General features: G+C 69.8%; 19 protein-coding genes. 13 read left to right on the top strand and 6 right to left on the bottom strand.

Annotated elements, in window-relative coordinates; genetic code table 11:
* Positions 1-88: 88 nt before the first annotated feature.
* Entirely contained in the window at positions 89-262 is a 174-nt protein-coding gene (locus AB0M87_RS04195) for a hypothetical protein (protein WP_365850000.1), read from the bottom strand.
* A 139-nt stretch (positions 263-401) separates the two neighbouring features.
* Here AB0M87_RS04195 and AB0M87_RS04190 point away from each other — a divergent pair, with 139 nt between their 5' ends.
* The 3 genes from AB0M87_RS04190 to AB0M87_RS04180 are packed head-to-tail and all read left to right on the top strand — an operon-like array spanning position 402 to position 2,780.
* Complete coding sequence (locus AB0M87_RS04190) at positions 402-761, top strand: histidine triad nucleotide-binding protein (RefSeq protein WP_365849998.1); 360 nt, start codon at positions 402-404, stop codon at positions 759-761.
* Between the two features lie 5 nt (positions 762-766).
* Positions 767-1,711, top strand: coding sequence for a ribonuclease Z (locus AB0M87_RS04185; RefSeq protein ID WP_365849996.1), 945 nt, complete (start codon positions 767-769; stop codon positions 1,709-1,711).
* Between the two features lie 10 nt (positions 1,712-1,721).
* On the top strand, positions 1,722-2,780 hold the full coding sequence (locus AB0M87_RS04180) for an adenosine deaminase (RefSeq protein WP_365849995.1): 1,059 nt from the start codon (positions 1,722-1,724) through the stop codon (positions 2,778-2,780).
* A 43-nt stretch (positions 2,781-2,823) separates the two neighbouring features.
* Here the strand turns inward: AB0M87_RS04180 and AB0M87_RS04175 are convergent, their stop codons facing one another.
* Positions 2,824-3,606 carry an IclR family transcriptional regulator gene (locus tag AB0M87_RS04175; protein WP_365849993.1) on the bottom strand — a complete coding sequence of 261 codons (783 nt, stop codon included), beginning with the start codon at positions 3,604-3,606 and terminating at the stop codon, positions 2,824-2,826.
* 114 nt (positions 3,607-3,720) lie between these two features.
* Between AB0M87_RS04175 and AB0M87_RS04170 the strand changes: the two genes are divergently transcribed.
* The 8 genes from AB0M87_RS04170 (at position 3,721) to AB0M87_RS04135 (ending at position 11,207) form a co-directional block, all read left to right on the top strand.
* Positions 3,721-4,647 carry a 5-dehydro-4-deoxyglucarate dehydratase gene (locus AB0M87_RS04170; protein ID WP_365849992.1) on the top strand — a complete coding sequence of 309 codons (927 nt, stop codon included), beginning with the start codon at positions 3,721-3,723 and terminating at the stop codon, positions 4,645-4,647.
* Positions 4,644-5,954 (top strand): glucarate dehydratase family protein, encoded by a 1,311-nt coding sequence (locus AB0M87_RS04165; protein WP_365849990.1) that lies wholly within the window; start codon positions 4,644-4,646, stop codon positions 5,952-5,954. The genes AB0M87_RS04170 and AB0M87_RS04165 overlap by 4 nt, the downstream gene beginning before the upstream one ends.
* Before the next feature lie 182 nt (positions 5,955-6,136).
* Positions 6,137-7,240 (top strand): PfkB family carbohydrate kinase, encoded by a 1,104-nt coding sequence (locus AB0M87_RS04160; protein WP_365849988.1) that lies wholly within the window; start codon positions 6,137-6,139, stop codon positions 7,238-7,240.
* Between the two features lie 152 nt (positions 7,241-7,392).
* The gene (locus AB0M87_RS04155; RefSeq protein WP_365849987.1) at positions 7,393-8,400 is read left to right on the top strand and encodes a PhoH family protein; all 1,008 of its coding nucleotides are present in this window, start codon (positions 7,393-7,395) and stop codon (positions 8,398-8,400) included.
* A 106-nt stretch (positions 8,401-8,506) separates the two neighbouring features.
* Complete coding sequence (gene ybeY, locus AB0M87_RS04150; RefSeq protein ID WP_365849986.1) at positions 8,507-9,004, top strand: rRNA maturation RNase YbeY; 498 nt, start codon at positions 8,507-8,509, stop codon at positions 9,002-9,004.
* Positions 9,001-10,290, top strand: coding sequence for a hemolysin family protein (locus tag AB0M87_RS04145; RefSeq protein ID WP_365849985.1), 1,290 nt, complete (start codon positions 9,001-9,003; stop codon positions 10,288-10,290). Before ybeY ends, AB0M87_RS04145 begins: the two co-directional genes overlap by 4 nt.
* Before the next feature lie 27 nt (positions 10,291-10,317).
* Positions 10,318-10,671, top strand: coding sequence for an MmcQ/YjbR family DNA-binding protein (locus AB0M87_RS04140; RefSeq protein WP_365849983.1), 354 nt, complete (start codon positions 10,318-10,320; stop codon positions 10,669-10,671).
* A gap of 167 nt (positions 10,672-10,838) precedes the next feature.
* Positions 10,839-11,207 carry a cytidine deaminase gene (locus tag AB0M87_RS04135; protein ID WP_365849982.1) on the top strand — a complete coding sequence of 123 codons (369 nt, stop codon included), beginning with the start codon at positions 10,839-10,841 and terminating at the stop codon, positions 11,205-11,207.
* A 216-nt stretch (positions 11,208-11,423) separates the two neighbouring features.
* Here AB0M87_RS04135 and AB0M87_RS04130 read toward each other — a convergent pair whose 3' ends face one another.
* The gene (locus AB0M87_RS04130; RefSeq protein WP_365849981.1) at positions 11,424-11,762 is read right to left on the bottom strand and encodes a P-II family nitrogen regulator; all 339 of its coding nucleotides are present in this window, start codon (positions 11,760-11,762) and stop codon (positions 11,424-11,426) included.
* A 13-nt stretch (positions 11,763-11,775) separates the two neighbouring features.
* Complete coding sequence (locus tag AB0M87_RS04125) at positions 11,776-13,071, bottom strand: ammonium transporter (protein WP_365850943.1); 1,296 nt, start codon at positions 13,069-13,071, stop codon at positions 11,776-11,778.
* A gap of 194 nt (positions 13,072-13,265) precedes the next feature.
* Between AB0M87_RS04125 and era the strand changes: the two genes are divergently transcribed.
* Positions 13,266-14,207, top strand: a complete 942-nt coding sequence (gene era / locus AB0M87_RS04120) for a GTPase Era (RefSeq protein ID WP_365849980.1) — start codon at positions 13,266-13,268, stop codon at positions 14,205-14,207.
* Between the two features lie 273 nt (positions 14,208-14,480).
* Here era and AB0M87_RS04115 read toward each other — a convergent pair whose 3' ends face one another.
* Both AB0M87_RS04115 and AB0M87_RS04110 read right to left on the bottom strand, forming a co-directional pair.
* On the bottom strand, positions 14,481-14,747 hold the full coding sequence (locus tag AB0M87_RS04115; RefSeq protein WP_365849979.1) for a protealysin inhibitor emfourin: 267 nt from the start codon (positions 14,745-14,747) through the stop codon (positions 14,481-14,483).
* 27 nt (positions 14,748-14,774) lie between these two features.
* Entirely contained in the window at positions 14,775-15,818 is a 1,044-nt protein-coding gene (locus AB0M87_RS04110) for a M4 family metallopeptidase (RefSeq protein ID WP_365849977.1), read from the bottom strand.
* Between the two features lie 296 nt (positions 15,819-16,114).
* Here AB0M87_RS04110 and leuA point away from each other — a divergent pair, with 296 nt between their 5' ends.
* The gene (gene leuA / locus AB0M87_RS04105; protein ID WP_365849975.1) at positions 16,115-17,872 is read left to right on the top strand and encodes a 2-isopropylmalate synthase; all 1,758 of its coding nucleotides are present in this window, start codon (positions 16,115-16,117) and stop codon (positions 17,870-17,872) included.
* The last annotated feature ends 39 nt before the right edge of the window (positions 17,873-17,911 follow it).

Here is a 17,911-nt window from a genome sequence, read left to right as displayed (position 1 = left end):
ATTTTGCTCGGTGAGTGCGATCGTGCGTGCTCAAGCAGCCACGACCGCCGACCGCGCCAGCCGCGCCGACCCCTGCCGGTCGGGTCGGTCACTTGCAGCCGGGCCGGCGTTTGAGGCCGTCTTTGAGCGGGGCGATGTCCAGTCGGCTCGGCCACTTCCAGCCGGGCCGGCGCTTGAGGCCGTCTTTGAGCTCAGCCATGTCCAGCCAGGTCGGCCACTTCCAGCCGGGCCGGCGCTTGAGGCCATCTTTGAGCTCAGCCATTCCAAGCCCGGCCGGCGCTTGAGGCCATCTCCAGCCCGGCCGGCGTTTGAGGCCACCCCCCGCCCGGCAGCAGGTCGCACCGTCACGTCCCCGCTAGCATGGGCCGCGTACAGATCATCACCGACCGAGGAGACTCCGCATGGCGGGAGAGCCGCAGCCCGACTGCCTGTTCTGCAAGATCGTCTCGGGGGACATCCCGGCAACCGTCGTCCACGAGACCGAGACCACGGTTGCCTTCCGTGACATAAACCCGCAGGCTCCGACACACGTCCTGGTGATCCCCAAGGCGCACTACCCGGACGCGCAGACGCTCGCCGTCGCGGAGCCGCAGATCGCCGCGGACGTGCTGAACGAAGCGGGCCGGGTCGCCGCCCAGGACACCATCGACGGGACGGGCTACCGCATCGTCTTCAACACGGGCTCGGGCGCCGGTCAGACCGTGTTCCACGCGCACGCCCACGTGCTGGGCGGCCGTGGCCTCAACTGGCCCCCCGGATAGTTCCGTTGTCCGTACGCGAACTCGTGGTGCTGGGTACCGCCAGCCAGGTCCCGACCCGGCTCAGGAACCACAACGGCTACCTGCTGCGCTGGGACGGCGAGGGCATCCTCTTCGACCCGGGCGAGGGCACCCAGCGCCAGATGCTGCACGCCGGGGTCGCCGCGCACGACATCGACCGGATCTGCGTCACGCACTTCCACGGCGACCACTCGCTGGGCCTGGCCGGAGTGATCCAGCGAATCAACCTGGACCGGGTCCCGCACCCGGTCACCGCGCACTACCCGGCGAGCGGGCAGCAGTTCTTCGACCGGCTGCGGTACTCCACCGCGTACCGGGAAACCGTCCGGATGGTGCAGGCACCGGCCACCGGCGAAAGCATCGTGCTGGCCGAGACACCGGCGTACGTACTGGAGGCGCACCGGCTGCGGCACCCCGTCGAGTCGTACGGCTACCGGCTGACCGAACCCGACGGGCGCCGGATGCTGCCCGCGAAGCTTGCCGAGCATTCCATCGCCGGGCCGGAGATCGGCCGGCTGCAACGGGAGGGCGAGGTCGGCGGGGTGACGCTCGACCAGGTCAGTGAGGTGCGGCGCGGGCAGCGGTTCGCGTTCGTCATGGACACCGGGCTGTGCGACGGTGTGTACCGCCTCGCCGAAGGCTGCGATGTGCTGGTCATCGAGTCGACCTTCCTCGATGAGGACGAGCGGCTGGCCGCCGAATACGGCCACCTGACCGCCGGCCAGGCGGCCCGGGTGGCGCGGGACGCGGGCGTACGGCACCTCGTACTGACGCACTTCTCGCAGCGTTATGCCGACCCCGAGGACTTCGCCCGGCAGGCGCGCACCGCCGGATTCGACGGTGAACTGACCATTGCCGCCGACCTGATGCGGGTCCCCGTGCCCACCCGGCACGTCCCGGCACCACCTGGCACTCCGAACCCATCGAACTGAGCGAGATCCCATGCCCCACCTCCCGACGGACCACCTGACCACGGACCACCTCCCGACGCATCACCTGCCGAAGGCCGAGCTGCACCTGCACATCGAAGGCACCCTGGAACCGGAGCTGGCGTTCGCGCTCGCCGCGCGCAACGGTGTCGAGCTGCCGTTCTCGGACACCGAGTCGTTGCGCAAGGCGTACCTCTTCAAGGACCTGCAGTCGTTCCTCGATCTGTACTACGGGCTGATGACGGTGCTGCGCACGCCCGAGGACTTCGAAGAGCTCACCGAGGCGTATCTCGTCCGGGCCGCCGCCCAGGGCGTACGCCATGCGGAGATCTTCTTCGACCCGCAGGCGCACTCCGCGCGCGGAGTCGAGATCGCGACGGTGGTCGAGGGGATCTCCCGGGCTCTCGAGCGGAGCATGGAGCGGCATGGTGTCTCCACCCGGCTGATCATGTGTTTTCTGCGCGACCGTTCGGCCGACTCGGCGCTGCGCACCCTGGAGGCCGCCCGGCCGCATCTGGACCGGATCACGGCGGTCGGCCTCGATTCGGCCGAGGTCGGGCACCCGCCGTCGAAGTTCCGCGAGGTGTACGAGGCGGCTGGCGCGCTGGGGCTGCGCAAGGTCGCCCATGCGGGGGAGGAGGGCCCGCCGGCGTACGTGTGGGAGGCCCTGGACATTCTGGGCGTGGAGCGGGTCGACCACGGACTGCGGTCCGTCGAGGACTCGGAGCTGGTGGCGCGGCTGGTGCGTGACCGGGTGCCGCTGACGCTCTGTCCGCTGTCGAACGTGCGACTGCGGGCGGTGGACACCCTGGAGGAGTTTCCGCTGCGTCAGATGATGGACGCCGGGCTGCTGTGCACCGTCAACTCCGACGACCCGGCGTACTTCGGCGGCTACGCCGGAGACACCTTCCACGCCGTGCACGAGGCGCTGCGGATCGGGCATGAGGAGTTGCGGACGCTGGCCCGCAACTCGTTCCTGGCCGCCTTCCTGGACGACGACGAGGAGCTCAGGGCGCGTTACCTGGCCGAGGTGGCGGCGTACGACTTCGGCGCGGACCTCGACCTGGGCTGACGCAGCGGGGCACGCTGTCCCGGCGGACGGCCGGGGCGGCGGCTCAGAGCCAGTCCGGCGCGCCCGGCAGGGCCGGGGTGGTGGCCTCGATCTTCAGGCGTACCTCGCGCATCGTCGCCACGATCTGCCGCTGGTGCTCGTCGGTGAGCCGGCTCACCGGCACCGAGCAGCTGATGGCGTCCACGGCCGGTGCGTCGTAGCGCAGCGCGAAGCCGAACCCGACGATGCCGGAGACGCCCTCCTCGCGGTCGATCGAGTAGCCGCGCTCGCGCACACCCAGCAGGTCCGCGGCGAGCGCCGTCCGGTCGGGGAGGGTGTTCGGGGTGAAGCGCTCCAGCTCGCCCTCCGGAAGCGCGCTGTCGTCGCGCTCGGCGAGCAGTGCCTTCCCCAGTGCGCCGACGTGCGCGGGCAGCCGGCGGCCGACGCGGCTGATGGTGCGCAGGTATTCGTGTGACTCGCGGGTGGCGAGATAGACGACGTCACCGCGGTCGAACCGGCCCATGTGGATGGTCTCGCCGAGCGCGGTGGAGGCCTCGTCCAGATAGGGCTTGGCCGCGCGCACCCGGGGATCGGTGTCCAGGTAGCTGGTTCCGGTGAGCAGGGCGCGGATGCCGATGCCGTACAGCGATCCGGTCGCGTCGGTGCGCACCCAGCCGCGGTCGATGAGGGTCTGCAGCAGGGCGTACATGGAACTGCGCGGTACGCCCAGCTCCTCGGCGAGCTCGCGCAGCCGGGCCGGCCGGTCGCCGCGTGCGGCCAGTACTTCGAGCAGCTCGACGGTGCGCCCCGCCGACTTCACCTCGCGTACGCCTCCGGTCTCTGGCATGCGCGAATTCTATGGCGCCCTTGCAGGCCCTCTTGACGCTCCCCGTTCACGTATCTACTGTCTGTCTCCATGCGTAGACATCATCTACATGCGGAGACAACGGAGGCGGCGGCGATGGAGACTGCGGACCGGCTCAGGGAAGGCATGGCGCGGGGGGTGCTCTCCTTCCCGCTGACCAGCTTCACCACCGCGGGGGAACTCGACATCGAGGGCTACCGGGCCTATCTCGAGACCCAGCTGGCGGCGGCGCCCGGCGCGGTTTTCCCGGCCTGCGGAACCGGGGAGTTCTTCTCGCTCGACGAGGACGAGTACCGCCAGGTCGTCACCACCACGGTCGAAGTGGCCGCAGGCCGGATCCCGGTGGTCGCCGGTATCGGGTACGGCTGGGCGCAGGCCGCCCGGTTCGCCCGGATCGCCGAGGAGGCGGGCGCCGACGCGGCGCTCGTCATGCCGCACTACCTGGTCGCCGCACCGCAGGACGGCCTGGTCGCCCAGCTGGCGCAGATCGCCGCCCGCACCCGGCTGCCGCTCATCGCCTACCAGCGCGGCCAGGTCACCTTCACCGCCGACTCGCTGCGCCGTGTCGCCGCGATCCCCGGCGTCATCGGGCTCAAGGACGGGCACAGCGACCTCGACCGGCTCCAGCGGCTGACCCTCGCCGCGCCGGAGGGCTTCCTGTTCTTCAACGGCGCCTCCACCGCCGAGGTCCAGGCCCGCGCCTACGCCACCGTCGGCGTCCCCGCCTATTCGTCCGCCGTGCACGCCTTCGCCCCGGAGATCGCCGGCGCCTTCTTCACGGCGCTCGGCAAGGGCGACCACGCCCGCACGGACGAGCTGCTGCGCGGTTTCTACGTGCCACTGGTCGAACTCCGCGACCGGGTCCCCGGCTACGCGGTGTCCCTGGTCAAGGCCGCCGCCCGGCTGCGCGGCCGCCGGGTCGGCCCGGTCCGCGCACCGCTGACCGACCCGGGCCCCGGCGACCTCGCGACGCTCGACGCACTGCTCGCCACCGGACTCGACCTCGTAGGAGCCACCCGATGACCCGGCCCACGCCCCGAAGCCTGAAGATCGCCGAAGTGCGGCTCACCCCGGTGCTGATCGCGGACCCGCCGCTGCTCAACGTGCAGGGAGTGCACCAGCCCTACACCCCGCGCCTCGTCGTCGAGATCATCACGGCGGACGGTGTCACCGGCATGGGCGAGACCTACGGCGACACCAAGTACCTGGAGATCGCCCGTCCGTACGCCGAGCTGATGGCCGGCCGTTCGATAGCCGACCTGAACGGTCTGGTCCCGCTGGCTGCGCAGGTGGGTGTGGACGCCGCGCGGATCGAGAACACGGTCGACGTCGGCGGTCTGCGCGGCGTCCAGACCGCGGACAAACTGCGCCTGTCGATCATCTCGGCCTTCGAGGTCGCCTGCCTCGACGCGCTCGGAAAGGTCCGCGGCCTGCCGGTGCACGCGCTGCTCGGGGGCAAGGTCAGGGACTCCGTCGAGTACAGCGCGTATCTCTTCTACCGCTGGGCCGAGCACCCGGACGGTGCCGGCGAGTCCGACACCTGGGGCGAGGCGGTCGACCCGGCGGGCATCGTCGCCCAGGCGCGGCGCTTCGTCGACGACTACGGATTCACCTCCTTCAAGCTCAAGGGCGGCGTCTTCCCGCCCGCCGAGGAGACCGCCGCGATCAAGGCCCTGGCCGAGGCGTTCCCCGGCCATCCGCTGCGCCTCGACCCCAACGGCGGCTGGACCCCGGAGACCTCGCTCAAGGTCGCCGCCGAGCTGGCGGACGTACTCGAATACCTGGAGGACCCGACGTCGGGCACGCCGAACATGGCCGAGGTCGCCGCAGGTACGGAGGTGCCTCTCGCGACGAACATGTGCGTCACGACGATCCCGGAGATCCGGGAGGCCTTCCTGAAGGACGCCGTCCAGGTCGTCCTCTCCGACCACCACTACTGGGGCGGCCTGCGCGCCACCCGCGAACTGGCCGCCATCTGCCGCGCCTTCGGGGTCGGCCTCTCCATGCACTCCAACACCCACCTGGGCATCAGCCTCGCCGCGATGACCCATGTCGCCGCCACCGTCCCGAACCTGGACTACGCCTGCGACAGCCACTACCCGTGGCAGACCGACGACGTGATCACCACCCGCCATGTCTTCAGCGACGGCCGCCTCCCGGTCTCCGAGGCCCCCGGCCTCGGAGTCGAACTCGACCGCGACGCCCTCGCCCGCCTGCACCGGCGCTGGCTCGACGACGACGGCGCGATGCGCGACCGCGACGACGCCACCGCGATGCGCAAGGCGAAGGGCTACGAGGACTGGACGTCCCCGGCGCTGCCCCGCTGGTAACGGCGTACGGGCGGGGGCCGGGCCACGACAAGGCCGGGGCGTGCCCCGCGGAAGCCTGACGCTCGGACGCGGCCACCGTACGGATGTCGCACCGGGACAGCGTGTCCGCGCTCCTGTCGGGCGGTGGTGCAGACTGTTGTGATCCGCACCGTTGGCCTGTCCGCGACCCGTTGGAGCATACGGTGGCCGTACCTGCCGAGCCCGCCCTCGATCCGCTGAAGGAGACCCGCCGACCCGACGATCCGCCCTGTGACGTCTATCTGACCGGCACGGTCTTCCTCGACATCATCTTCACCGGCCTCGACTCCGCGCCCGTTCGCGGCACCGAGTCCTGGGCGCGTGGCATGGGCTCGAGCCCCGGCGGAGTGGCCAATATGGCCACCGCACTGGCCAGGCTGGGGCTGCACACCTCGCTCGCCGCGGCCTTCGGTGACGACCACTACGGCGAGTACTGCTGGGACGCACTGGAACAGGGCGAGGGCATCGATCTGTCGAAGTCGCACAGGGTTCCCGGCTGGCACTCGCCGGTCACCGTCTCCATGGCGTACGAGGGGGAGCGGACCATGGTCTCGCACGGCCATGAGGCCCCGCTCCCGGAGGACGTGACGGACCCCGCACCGGGCTGCCCGCCACGCGCGCGTGCCGCCGTCGCTTCGCTGGGTCCGGGCCGCCGCGAGGAGTGGGTCGCGCATGCCGCCCGCCGCGGCACCCGGGTCTTCGCCGACGTGGGGTGGGACGACACGGAGCGCTGGGACCTCGCCGCGCTGCCCGACCTGGACCACTGCGAGGCGTTCCTGCCCAACGCCGAGGAGGCGATGCGCTACACCCGTACCGACTGCCCGCGCGCGGCCGCCAGGGCGCTGGCCGAGAAGGTGCCGCTCGCGGTGGTCACGCTCGGCGCGGAGGGGGCGTACGCGGTGGACGGTGCCACCGGCGAGACGGCCTCGGTGCCCGCGATCGCCGTCCAAGCGCTCGATCCGACCGGCGCGGGTGATGTCTTCGTCGCCGGATTCATCACCGGGACCCTGGCGGACTGGCCGCTTGCCGACCGGCTGGCCTTCGCCGGGCTGACCGCCGCGCTCTCCGTCCAGGAGTTCGGCGGTTCGCTGTCGGCCCCCGGCTGGGCGGAGGTCGCCGCCTGGTGGCAGCAGGTCAACGCGTACGAGGAGCAGGACCCCGGGGCACTGCGGAGATACGCCTTCCTGGAGGAGTTGCTGCCGTCCACGTCGCGGGCGTGGCCGCTGCGCAGGGCCGTACCGACGATCGGTTTCGGCCGCTCCGGATGACCGGAGGCGTGCGGTCCCGACCGGCCCGCGCGCGACAGGGACGTAAAAGCCCTACGGGCTTGTCGGTGCGGAGTCGTACGCTGGTACTCCAGAGGTTGTCGAGCAGCGAGAACCCTGCAACGGGAGGTATGCGCAGGCCCGAGGGCCGGCCCATGACTCAGACACCCACACAGCCGCAGGCGCGTGCCCAGATCAGGATCCCGGCCGCACACCCCATGGTGATGCTCCTCGGATCGGGCGACTCGCTGCTGCGCGTGATCGAAACGGCTTTCCCGGCGGCCGACATCCATGTCCGGGGCAATGAGATCAGCGCAACCGGACCGGCGGCCGATGTCGCTCTGGTCCAGCGCCTGTTCGACGAGATGATGCTGGTGCTCCGCACCGGGCAGCCGATGACGGAGGACGCAGTGGAACGCTCGATCGCCATGCTCCGGGCGAGCGAGACCGGCGACGGGGAGCCCGGTGGCGAGACCCCGGCCGAGGTGCTCACCCAGAACATTCTCTCCAGCCGCGGGCGCACGATCCGCCCCAAGACCCTCAACCAGAAGCGATATGTCGATGCCATCGACAAGAACACCATCGTGTTCGGCATCGGCCCCGCAGGTACCGGCAAGACCTATCTCGCGATGGCCAAGGCGGTCCAGGCCCTGCAGTCCAAGCAGGTCAGCCGGATCATCCTGACCAGGCCCGCGGTCGAGGCGGGGGAGCGGCTCGGGTTCCTGCCCGGCACCCTCTTCGACAAGATCGACCCGTATCTGCGCCCGCTCTACGACGCACTCCACGACATGCTGGACCCGGACTCGATCCCGCGGCTGATGGCGGCCGGGACGATCGAGGTCGCGCCGCTGGCCTACATGCGGGGCCGGACGCTGAATGACGCGTTCATCATTCTCGACGAGGCGCAGAACACCAGTGCCGAGCAGATGAAGATGTTCCTCACCAGGCTCGGCTTCGACTCGAAGATCGTCGTGACCGGCGATGTCACCCAGGTCGACCTGCCGAACGGCACCAAGAGCGGTCTGCGCCAGGTGCAGGACATCCTGGAGAACATCGACGATGTGCACTTCTCCCGGCTCACCTCGCAGGATGTCGTCCGGCACAAGCTCGTCGGCCGTATCGTCGACGCGTACGAGAAGCACGACAGCCAGCACAGACTGTGACATGTCACGCCACGACGGGAACCGGCCATGACATGAACCGGCTGTGACGCGAACTGGCTGTGACATTAACCGGCTGTGACATAAACCGAGAGAGTCCCCACGCACCATGTCGATCGACGTCAACAACGAGTCCGGAACCGAGGTCGACGAGCAGGCGATCCTCGATATCGCCCGGTACGCCCTCACCCGGATGCGGATCCACCCGCTCTCCGAGCTCTCGGTGATCGTGGTGGACACCGCCGCCATGGAGCAACTGCACATCCAGTGGATGGATCTGCCCGGCCCGACCGATGTCATGTCCTTCCCGATGGACGAGCTGCGTCCGCCGGCCAAGGACGACGAGGAGCCCCCGCAGGGGCTCCTCGGTGACATCGTGCTCTGCCCCGAGGTCGCCAAGCAGCAGGGCGACGAGGCGCCGACCCAGCACTCCATGGACGAGGAGCTCCAGCTCCTCACCGTCCACGGTGTGCTGCATCTGCTCGGATACGACCACGAGGAGCCCGACGAGAAGGCCGAGATGTTCGGTCTCCAGGCGGCCATCGTCGACGGCTGGCGGACGGAGAAGGGGCTGACAGGTCCCTCCCCGGCGCCGACCGTTTCATGACCACCCAGCTGATCGTCGGCGCGGTCGCCCTGGTCGTCGTCGCCTGGCTGGCGGCGAGCGCCGAGGCGGGCATCGCCCGCACGTCGACCTTCCGGGCGGCCGAGGCCGCCCGGTCGGGGCGGCGCGGCAGCGAGAAACTGGCGCAGATCGCCGCCGATCCCACCCGATATCTCAATGTGGCGCTGCTGGTGCGGGTGGCCTGCGAGATGGCGGCCGGCTCCCTCGTCACGTACGTCTGTCTGCAGGAGTTCTCCGAGACCTGGCAGGCCCTGACCCTCGCCATCGGCGTGATGGTCCTGGTCAGTTATGTCGCGGTCGGTGTGTCACCGCGCACCATCGGCCGCCAGCACCCGCTCAACACGGCGACCGCGGCGGCTTACGTGCTGCTGCCGCTGGCCCGGGTGATGGGCCCGGTCCCGCAGCTGCTGATCCTCATCGGCAACGCGCTGACGCCCGGAAAGGGTTTCCGCAAGGGGCCGTTCGCCTCCGAGGCGGAGCTGCGCTCCATGGTCGACCTGGCGGAGCAGGCGTCGCTCATCGAGGACGACGAGCGACGGATGGTGCACTCGGTCTTCGAGCTGGGCGACACCCTGGTACGCGAAGTGATGGTCCCGCGCACCGACCTGGTCTGCATCGAGCGCTCCAAGACGATCCGTCAGGCCACCACCCTGGCGCTGCGTTCGGGCTTCTCCCGGATCCCGGTGACCGGCGAGAACGAGGACGACATCGTCGGCATCGTCTATCTCAAGGACCTGGTCAGAAAGACCCACATCAACCGGGACTCGGAGACCGATCTGGTCTCCACGGCCATGCGCTCCGCCGTCTTCGTGCCGGACACCAAGAACGCCGGTGATCTGCTGCGCGAGATGCAGCAGGACCGCAATCACGTCGCCGTCGTCATCGACGAGTACGGCGGCACCGCCGGCATCGTCACCATCGAGGACATCCTGGAGGAGATCGTCGGTGAGATCACCGACGAATACGACCGCGAGCTGCCCCAGGTGGAGAATCTGGCCGAGGGCCGCTTCCGGGTCACCGCGCGCCTGGACATCGACGACCTGGGCGATCTCTACGGCCTGGACGAGTTCGACGACGAGGACGTGGAGACCGTGGGCGGTCTGCTGGCCAAGGCGCTGGGCCGGGTGCCGATCGCGGGCGCGTCGGCCGTCGTCGACCTTCCGGACGGGCGGCGGCTGCGCCTCACCGCGGAGTCCCCGGCAGGCCGCCGCAACAAGATCGTCACCGTACTCGCCGAGCCGGTCGAGGCGGCGGAGACCGCCGAGTGAGGGCAGCCGAGTGAAGGGGACACGGGCATGACACCGCAGGAACTCAGGTCCTTCTGCCTGGAGTTGAACGCCGCAGCCGAGGAGTTCCCCTTCAACCCGGAGACCTCGGTGTTCAAGGTCTGCGGGAAGGTCTTCGCGCTCACCCAACTGGACGGCGACCCGCTGCAGATCTCCCTCAAGTGCGATCCGGACGAGGCGGTCCGGCTGCGCGCCGCCCACGAGGGCATCGTGCCGGGCTGGCACCTCAACAAGCGCCACTGGAACACGGTGACGGTCGGGCTGCTGCCCGACCGTCAGGTCCGTGAGCTCATCGAGGATTCGTACGACCTGGTGGTGGCCGGTCTGCCGAAGGGCGAACGCCTCCGGCTCGACCGGCCCTGAAACAGCGACCGACCCTGACGCAGTGCCCGGTCACCGGCCGGACCGGTCGCCGGCCGCCGGCCGCCGGCCGCCGCACCTGCCGGTAGTTGCTGCCCGGACCGGCGGCGACCAGCAACCGGTCGCGGGCTGATCGTCACCGGCCGGGCGGGTCACCTTATGCTCGGCGTATGAGCGACAACACCGACACCGATGCCGGGGCCCTCGACGCCGAGGACCGCAAGATCATCACCCTGGCGCGCAGCGCACGGGCCCGTAACGGGGTGCCCGAGGGCGCAGCCGTGCGGGACGAGACGGGACGCACGTACGTCGCCGGCACCGTGGCCCTCGCATCGCTGAAGCTCTCGGCGCTCAGGACCGCCGTCGCGATGGCGGTGGCGAGCGGCGCGCGGTCGCTGGAGGCGGCTGCCGTGGTCGGCGACGCGGTGGCTGTGGCGGACGAGGACCGGGCCGCCGTACGGGACCTTGGCGGCCCGTCCACCCCCGTCCTGCTCGCCGCCCCCGACGGCACCCTCCGCGCCACCGTCCCGGCAGCCTGACCCCCGCCCCCGGCGTTCCCCAGGTTTACCTCCCAGGCTTCGTCCGGGGGACCCCCACGGAGGTGGCCCCAGAACGGGGTCGCTGAGGCGGCCGGTGCGTCTCCGGCTCCGAAGGAAGAAATCATCAGCCCGTCCTGCGGGCACCGCCCAGCGTTAGCTGGGGGACGCTTGAGGACAAAGCGGCCGCAGGCCGCCTCTCCCCGCCGGGACCCGAGGTCACAACGCGTCGGGGCCGCGCTCGCCCGTCCGGACCCGGACGATCGTCTCGACCGGCACGGCCCAGACCTTGCCGTCGCCGATCTTCCCGGTATGCGCGGCGCTCACCACCGCGTCGATGACGGCATCGAACTCGGCGTCCTCCACCACGACTTCGATACGCACCTTCGGCACCAGATCGATCCGGTACTCAGCGCCCCGGTACACCTCGGTGTGGCCCCGCTGACGGCCGTAACCGCTTGCCTCGGTGACGGTGAGACCGTTGACGCCGAGTTCCTGGAGGGCGGTCTTCACCTCGTCGAGCTTGTGCGGTTTCACAACCGCCGTGATCAGCTTCATCGCGTGACCGGCTTCATGGCTTGACCTTCTGCATCGCGGAGGCGGAGAGCGGGGCACCGTGTCCCAGCACGCCATGATCGTAGGCGCTCTCGGCATGCACCGTCAGGTCCAGGCCCCGATACTCGTGCTCCTCCTCCACCCGGAAGCCGGTCAGCCGGTCGATCGCCTTTCCGATGCCGTAGGTGACGGCGAAGGCGTACACCCCGACAGCCACCACGCCGACCGCCTGCCGGCCGAGCTGGCCGAAACCGCCCCCGTACAGCAGGCCCTCCGGACCACCGGTCATCGCCGAGGTGGCGAAGAGGCCGATGAGCAGGGTCCCGACGACGCCGCCGACCAGGTGCACCCCGACGACGTCCAGCGAGTCGTCGTAGTTGAGCTTGAACTTCCAGCCGACGGCGTACGAGCAGAGCAGGCCGGCCGCCAGACCGACCGCCAGCGCCCCGACCAGACCGACTGAACCACAGGCCGGGGTGATCGCTACGAGACCCGCCACCGCGCCGGACGCCGCGCCCAACGTGGTCGGGTGGCCGTCCCTGCGCTGCTCCACGAAGAGCCAGCCGAGCAGACCGGTGCAGCCCGCGGCGAGGGTGTTGAGGAAGGCCGCGGCCGCCAGACCGTTGGCACCCAGCGCCGAGCCGGCGTTGAAGCCGAACCACCCGAACCAGAGCAGTCCGGCGCCCATCACGACCATCGGCATGTTGTGCGGGCGCATCGCGTCCTTCTTGAAGCCGAGCCGCGGTCCGAGGACCAGACACAGCGCCAGCCCCGAAGCGCCGGAGCAGATCTCGACCGGCATCCCACCGGCGAAGTCCAGCGCCTTCAGGTCCGCGACGATCCAGCCACCGGGTCCCCACACCCAGTGCGCGACCGGAACGTATACGAGCAGCGTCCACACCGGGACGAAGATCAGCCAGGCACCGAACCGCGCGCGGTCCGCGATCGCCCCACTGATCAACGCCGCCGTCACGATCGCGAAGGTGAGCTGGAAGGTCGCGAAGAGCAGGGTCGGGACGGACCCCTGCACGCTGCCCGGGCCGATCCCGGCCATGCCGATGTGTCCGAGACCACCGATCAGCCCGGCGGCGGTGTCGTCGCCGAAGGACAGCGAGTAGCCCGCGATCAACCACACCACGGTGACCAGCGCGATCGAGACGAAGCTCATCATCAGCATGTTGAGCACGCTCTTGGTGCGGACCATGCCGCCGTAGAAGAGCGCGAGGCCGGGCGTCATCAGCAGCACGAGGGCGGTCGCGGCGAGCAGCCAGGCGGTGTCGCCGGTGTCGATACCGGCCGCCAGTGTGGTCAGGGGTGTCGCAGGCGTCGCGAGCGTCACAAGGGGGTCCACCTCTCCCGGTACGGTCCGTAGAGGGTCGCCTGTTTGCGTTTCCAGGTGGCTGCACCCGTGTTTCGTCCATATTTCGTGTTGCGGGAGCATTGCCGGAAGCTCACCGGGCCGTGGTCTGGTCGGCGGGGACCGGCCGATCGGGGAGAATGGGCGCCATGAGCGTTCACACCCAGACATCCGAAGCCGCCCACCGGGCCGGCTTCGCCTGCTTCGTCGGCCGCCCCAACGCGGGCAAGTCCACTCTCACGAACGCTCTCGTCGGCAAGAAGGTGGCGATCACCTCCAGCCGTCCGCAGACCACCCGCCACACGGTCCGTGGCATCGTGCACCGCCCGGACGCGCAGCTGATCCTGGTGGACACCCCCGGTCTGCACAAGCCGCGCACGCTGCTCGGGGAGCGCCTCAACGACGTGGTGCGGACCACCTGGGCCGAGGTCGACGTCATCGGCTTCTGCGTGCCCGCAGATCAGAAGCTCGGCCCCGGCGACAAGTTCATCGCCAAGGAACTCGCCGGGATCAAGAAGACCCCGAAGATCGCCGTCATCACCAAGACCGACCTGGTGGACGGCAAGCAGCTCGCCGAGCAGCTCATCGCGATCGACCAGCTCGCCGTCGAACTCGGCTTCGAGTGGGCCGAGATCATCCCGGTCTCCGCGGTCGGTGACAAGCAGGTCTCCCTGCTGGCCGACCTCATTGCCCCGCTGCTCCCGGTCAGTCCGCCCCTGTACCCGGAGGGCGACCTCACCGACGAGCCCGAGTTGGTCATGGTCGCCGAGCTCATCCGGGAGGCCGCGCTGGAAGGCGTACGGGACGAGCTGCCGCACTCCATCGCGGTCGTCGTCGAGGAGATGCTGCCCCGCGAGAACCGCCCGGCGGACCGGCCGCTCCTCGACATCCACGCCAACGTCTACATCGAGCGGCCGAGCCAGAAGGGCATCATCATCGGGCCCAAGGGGGCCCGGCTGAAGGACGTCGGCATGAAGTCCCGCAAACAGATCGAGGCCCTGCTCGGCACACCGGTCTTCCTCGACCTGCACGTGAAGGTCGCGAAGGACTGGCAGCGGGACCCGAAGCAGCTGCGGAAACTGGGCTTCTGAGCGGGCCTTCTCAGAGCGGGAGCAGCCGGGCTGCCGCCTTTCGCGCTCTCCTCGGTCAGGGCCTCCGCCTTGCCACGGGAAAGCAGCGAGTTCAGCCGGGGCATGTGGGTACCCGCCTGAGTGGTGCTGGACGAGCCAATGATCGCGCTCACTCTGCGGTCCTCGACGAGCCAGGCGGACAGCCCTTCGGAACCGAGCGTCGTACCGGTGCAGTTCTTCGGCGAGGAGTTCATTGCGCGGTGAAGCCACGAGGATGTGCGGCCCGAACCGGGGTCACGCCCCCTCTTTCAGCACCCGCGAGATCAGCGCCCGCTGCGCCTCGCTGAGGTGCGGGTCCGCGCAGTGGACCGTGCGGTCGCCCACCGTGATCCGGTAGTGGAAGCCGTCCGGCACCCCGGCGGGGGGCGCGTCCCGGCCCGTGCTGACCGCCTGGTCGGCCAGGACGTGCCACTCGTCCGCGTCGGGCAGGGCCGAGGTGTCCACCTCGGCCCGACGCGGAACGCCGGTGAATCCTCCCGTGCGGCTGACTTCGATACGCATGGGAACGGTCTACCCGCTTCTCGCTCGTTACGCGCCCGTCGGGACACCGACCGTGGACCAGGCCTTCACGACGGCCTCCTGCTCATCGCCGCTGCCGAACCGGGCCCGGGCGGCGGCCACGGTCAGCCGGGCGAAGTCCGCGAAGCTTGCGGCGGCCGGCAGTTCGCCGCCGGTCAGGGTGTCGTACCAGACCTGCCCGGCCCGCTCCCAGGCCTTGCCACCGAGGGCCGTGGCCAGCAGGTAGAACGCGTGGTTGGGGATGCCGGAGTTGAGGTGCACCCCGCCGTTGTCGTCGTCCGTGGTGACGTAGTCGCGCATGGTGGCCGGCTGCGGGTCCTTGCCGAGTACGTCATCGTCGTACGCGGTCCCCGGGGCCTTCATCGAGCGCAGCGCCACACCGGAGACACCGGGCGCGAGAAGCCCGGCGCCGATCAGCCAGTCGGCCCGGTCGGCCGTCTGGTCCAGGGCGTACTGCTTGATGAGGGAGCCGAACACGTCCGATACCGACTCGTTGAGCGCGCCGGACTGGCCGGAGTAGTCGAGGTTCGCGGTGTACTGGGTCACGCCGTGGGTGAGTTCATGGCCGATGACGTCCACCGGGATGGTGAAGTCGAGGAAGATCTCGCCGTCGCCGTCACCGAAGACCATCTGCCGGCCGTCCCAGAAGGCGTTGTTGTACTTCTGGTCGTAGTGGACGCTCGCGTCGAGCGGCAGACCGCTGCCGTCGATGGAGTGCCGCCCGTACGCCTTGAGGTACAGGGCGAAGGTCGCACCGAGCCCGGCGTACGCCCGGTTGACGGTCGCGTCCTTGACGGCCTCGTCGCCCTCGCCGCGCACCTTCCTGCCGGGCAGACCGGTACGGTGCCCGGCGTCGTACACCGTGCGCTGCGGGGTGTCGCCGGGGGTGGCGCCGGGCGCGACGAGGGTGGCGGCGAGCCGGCGGCTGCGGTGGCCGGCGTCCGCCTGGAGAGTGCGGCGGGCCGGTCCCGATACGGCGGGGTCGTCGGCGGCCGCCAGCTTCTCGAGGATGTGGGGCGGCACGATCGTGCAGAAGACGGGATGCGCGTTCATGTCCTGCAATGTGGCACTGTGTGGCAGCCATGTCACCTGTTGTGAAGCGGATTGCCGAAAACGAGTGATCAATACCGGGTGGCCGTTACCCCTCCGGCATCCCGCATGGTGATACGGCAGCGGCATTCCGGGCGCCGCTCCGCTAGGCTGCCGGACATCATGCGTTTCGGGCTGCTTCTCCTTAGCTGCCGCGGCGAGGGCCTGTAGTCGTAGGCCGACCCCCTCCCCGCGGAGTCTGGTGCTGCAGCGAGACCCAGTCGGCCTCTTCCGTTGGACACCCGAGGAGCCCTACGCAGATGTCGAATCCGACGCCGATCACCAACGCCACCCAGATGCAGCAGCCGTCCGGCATGCCGGTGCACAAGTACCGCCCGTACGAAGCGGTGGAGATCCCGGACCGCACCTGGCCCGAGAACCGGATCACCCGGGCCCCGCGCTGGCTGTCCACCGACCTGCGGGACGGCAACCAGGCCCTGATCGATCCCATGTCGCCCGCCCGCAAGCGCGAGATGTTCGATCTGCTGGTGAAGATGGGTTACAAGGAGATCGAGGTCGGCTTCCCCGCTTCCGGCGACACCGACTTCAACTTCGTGCGCTCCATCATCGAAGAAGAGGGCGCGATCCCCGAGGACGTGACCATCTCGGTCCTCACCCAGGCCCGCGAGGACCTGATCGAGCGCACCGTCGAGTCGCTGCGCGGCGCGCGCCGGGCCACCGTGCACCTGTACAACGCCACCGCGCCCACCTTCCGCCGGGTGGTCTTCCGCGGTTCGAAGGACGACATCAAGCAGATCGCGGTGGACGGCACCCGGCTGGTGGTGGAGTACGCGGAGAAGATCCTGGGGCCCGAGACGACCTTCGGCTACCAGTACAGCCCGGAGATCTTCACCGACACCGAGCTGGATTTCGCCCTGGAGGTCTGTGAGGCCGTCATGGACGTCTGGCAGCCCGAGGCCGGCCGCGAGATCATCCTGAACCTGCCGGCCACCGTGGAGCGTTCGACGCCGTCGACGCACGCGGACCGGTTCGAGTGGATGTCCCGCAAGCTGTCCCGCCGCGAGCACGTCTGCCTGTCGGTACACCCGCACAACGACCGCGGCACGGCCGTCGCCGCCGCCGAACTGGCCATCATGGCGGGTGCGGACCGCATCGAGGGCTGCCTGTTCGGGCAGGGCGAGCGCACCGGCAACGTCGACCTGGTCACCCTGGGGATGAACCTGTTCAGCCAGGGCGTCGACCCGCAGATCGACTTCTCGCAGATCGACGAGGTGCGCCGCACCGCCGAGTACTGCAACCAGATGGAGATCCACCCCCGCCACCCCTACGCGGGCGACCTGGTCTACACGTCCTTCTCCGGCTCCCACCAGGACGCCATCAAGAAGGGCTTCGACGCCATGGAGACCGAAGCGGCGGCGCAGGGCAAGACGGTCGACGACATCGAGTGGGCCGTCCCGTACCTGCCGATCGACCCCAAGGACGTGGGGCGTTCCTATGAGGCCGTCATCCGGGTCAACTCGCAGTCCGGCAAGGGCGGTATCGCCTACGTCCTGAAGAACGAGCACAAGCTGGACCTGCCGCGCCGGATGCAGATCGAGTTCTCGAAGATCATCCAGGCCAAGACCGACGCCGAGGGCGGCGAGGTGACCCCGCAGGACATCTGGTCGATCTTCCAGGACGAGTATCTGCCCAGCCCCGGCAACCCGGCGTCCCAGTGGGGCCGTATCCAGCTGCGCTCCGGCCAGACCACCACCGACACCGACGGCCGGGACACCCTGACCGTCGAGGCGGTCGTGGACGGTCAGGAGACCGCGCTGACGGGCACCGGCAACGGCCCGATCTCCGCGTTCTTCGCGGCGCTGGCCGACACGGGCGTGGACGCACGGCTGCTGGACTACCAGGAGCACACGATGAGCGAGGGCGCCAGCGCGCTGGCCGCCTCGTACATCGAGTGCGCGATCGACGGCAAGGTCATGTGGGGCATCGGCATCGACGCCAACACCACGCGCGCCTCACTGAAGGCGGTCGTCTCCGCGGTCAACCGGGCCGCCCGCTGACCCGTCGATCACCGGGCCACGACCAGTGAGCCATGATCA

This window comes from Streptomyces sp. NPDC051320, assembly GCF_040682175.1.
In the GTDB taxonomy this organism is placed as follows: Bacteria; Actinomycetota; Actinomycetes; order Streptomycetales; family Streptomycetaceae; genus Streptomyces.
The sequence above is the reverse complement of the archived record's forward strand: the minus strand, read 5'-3'. Positions and strand labels throughout refer to the sequence as shown.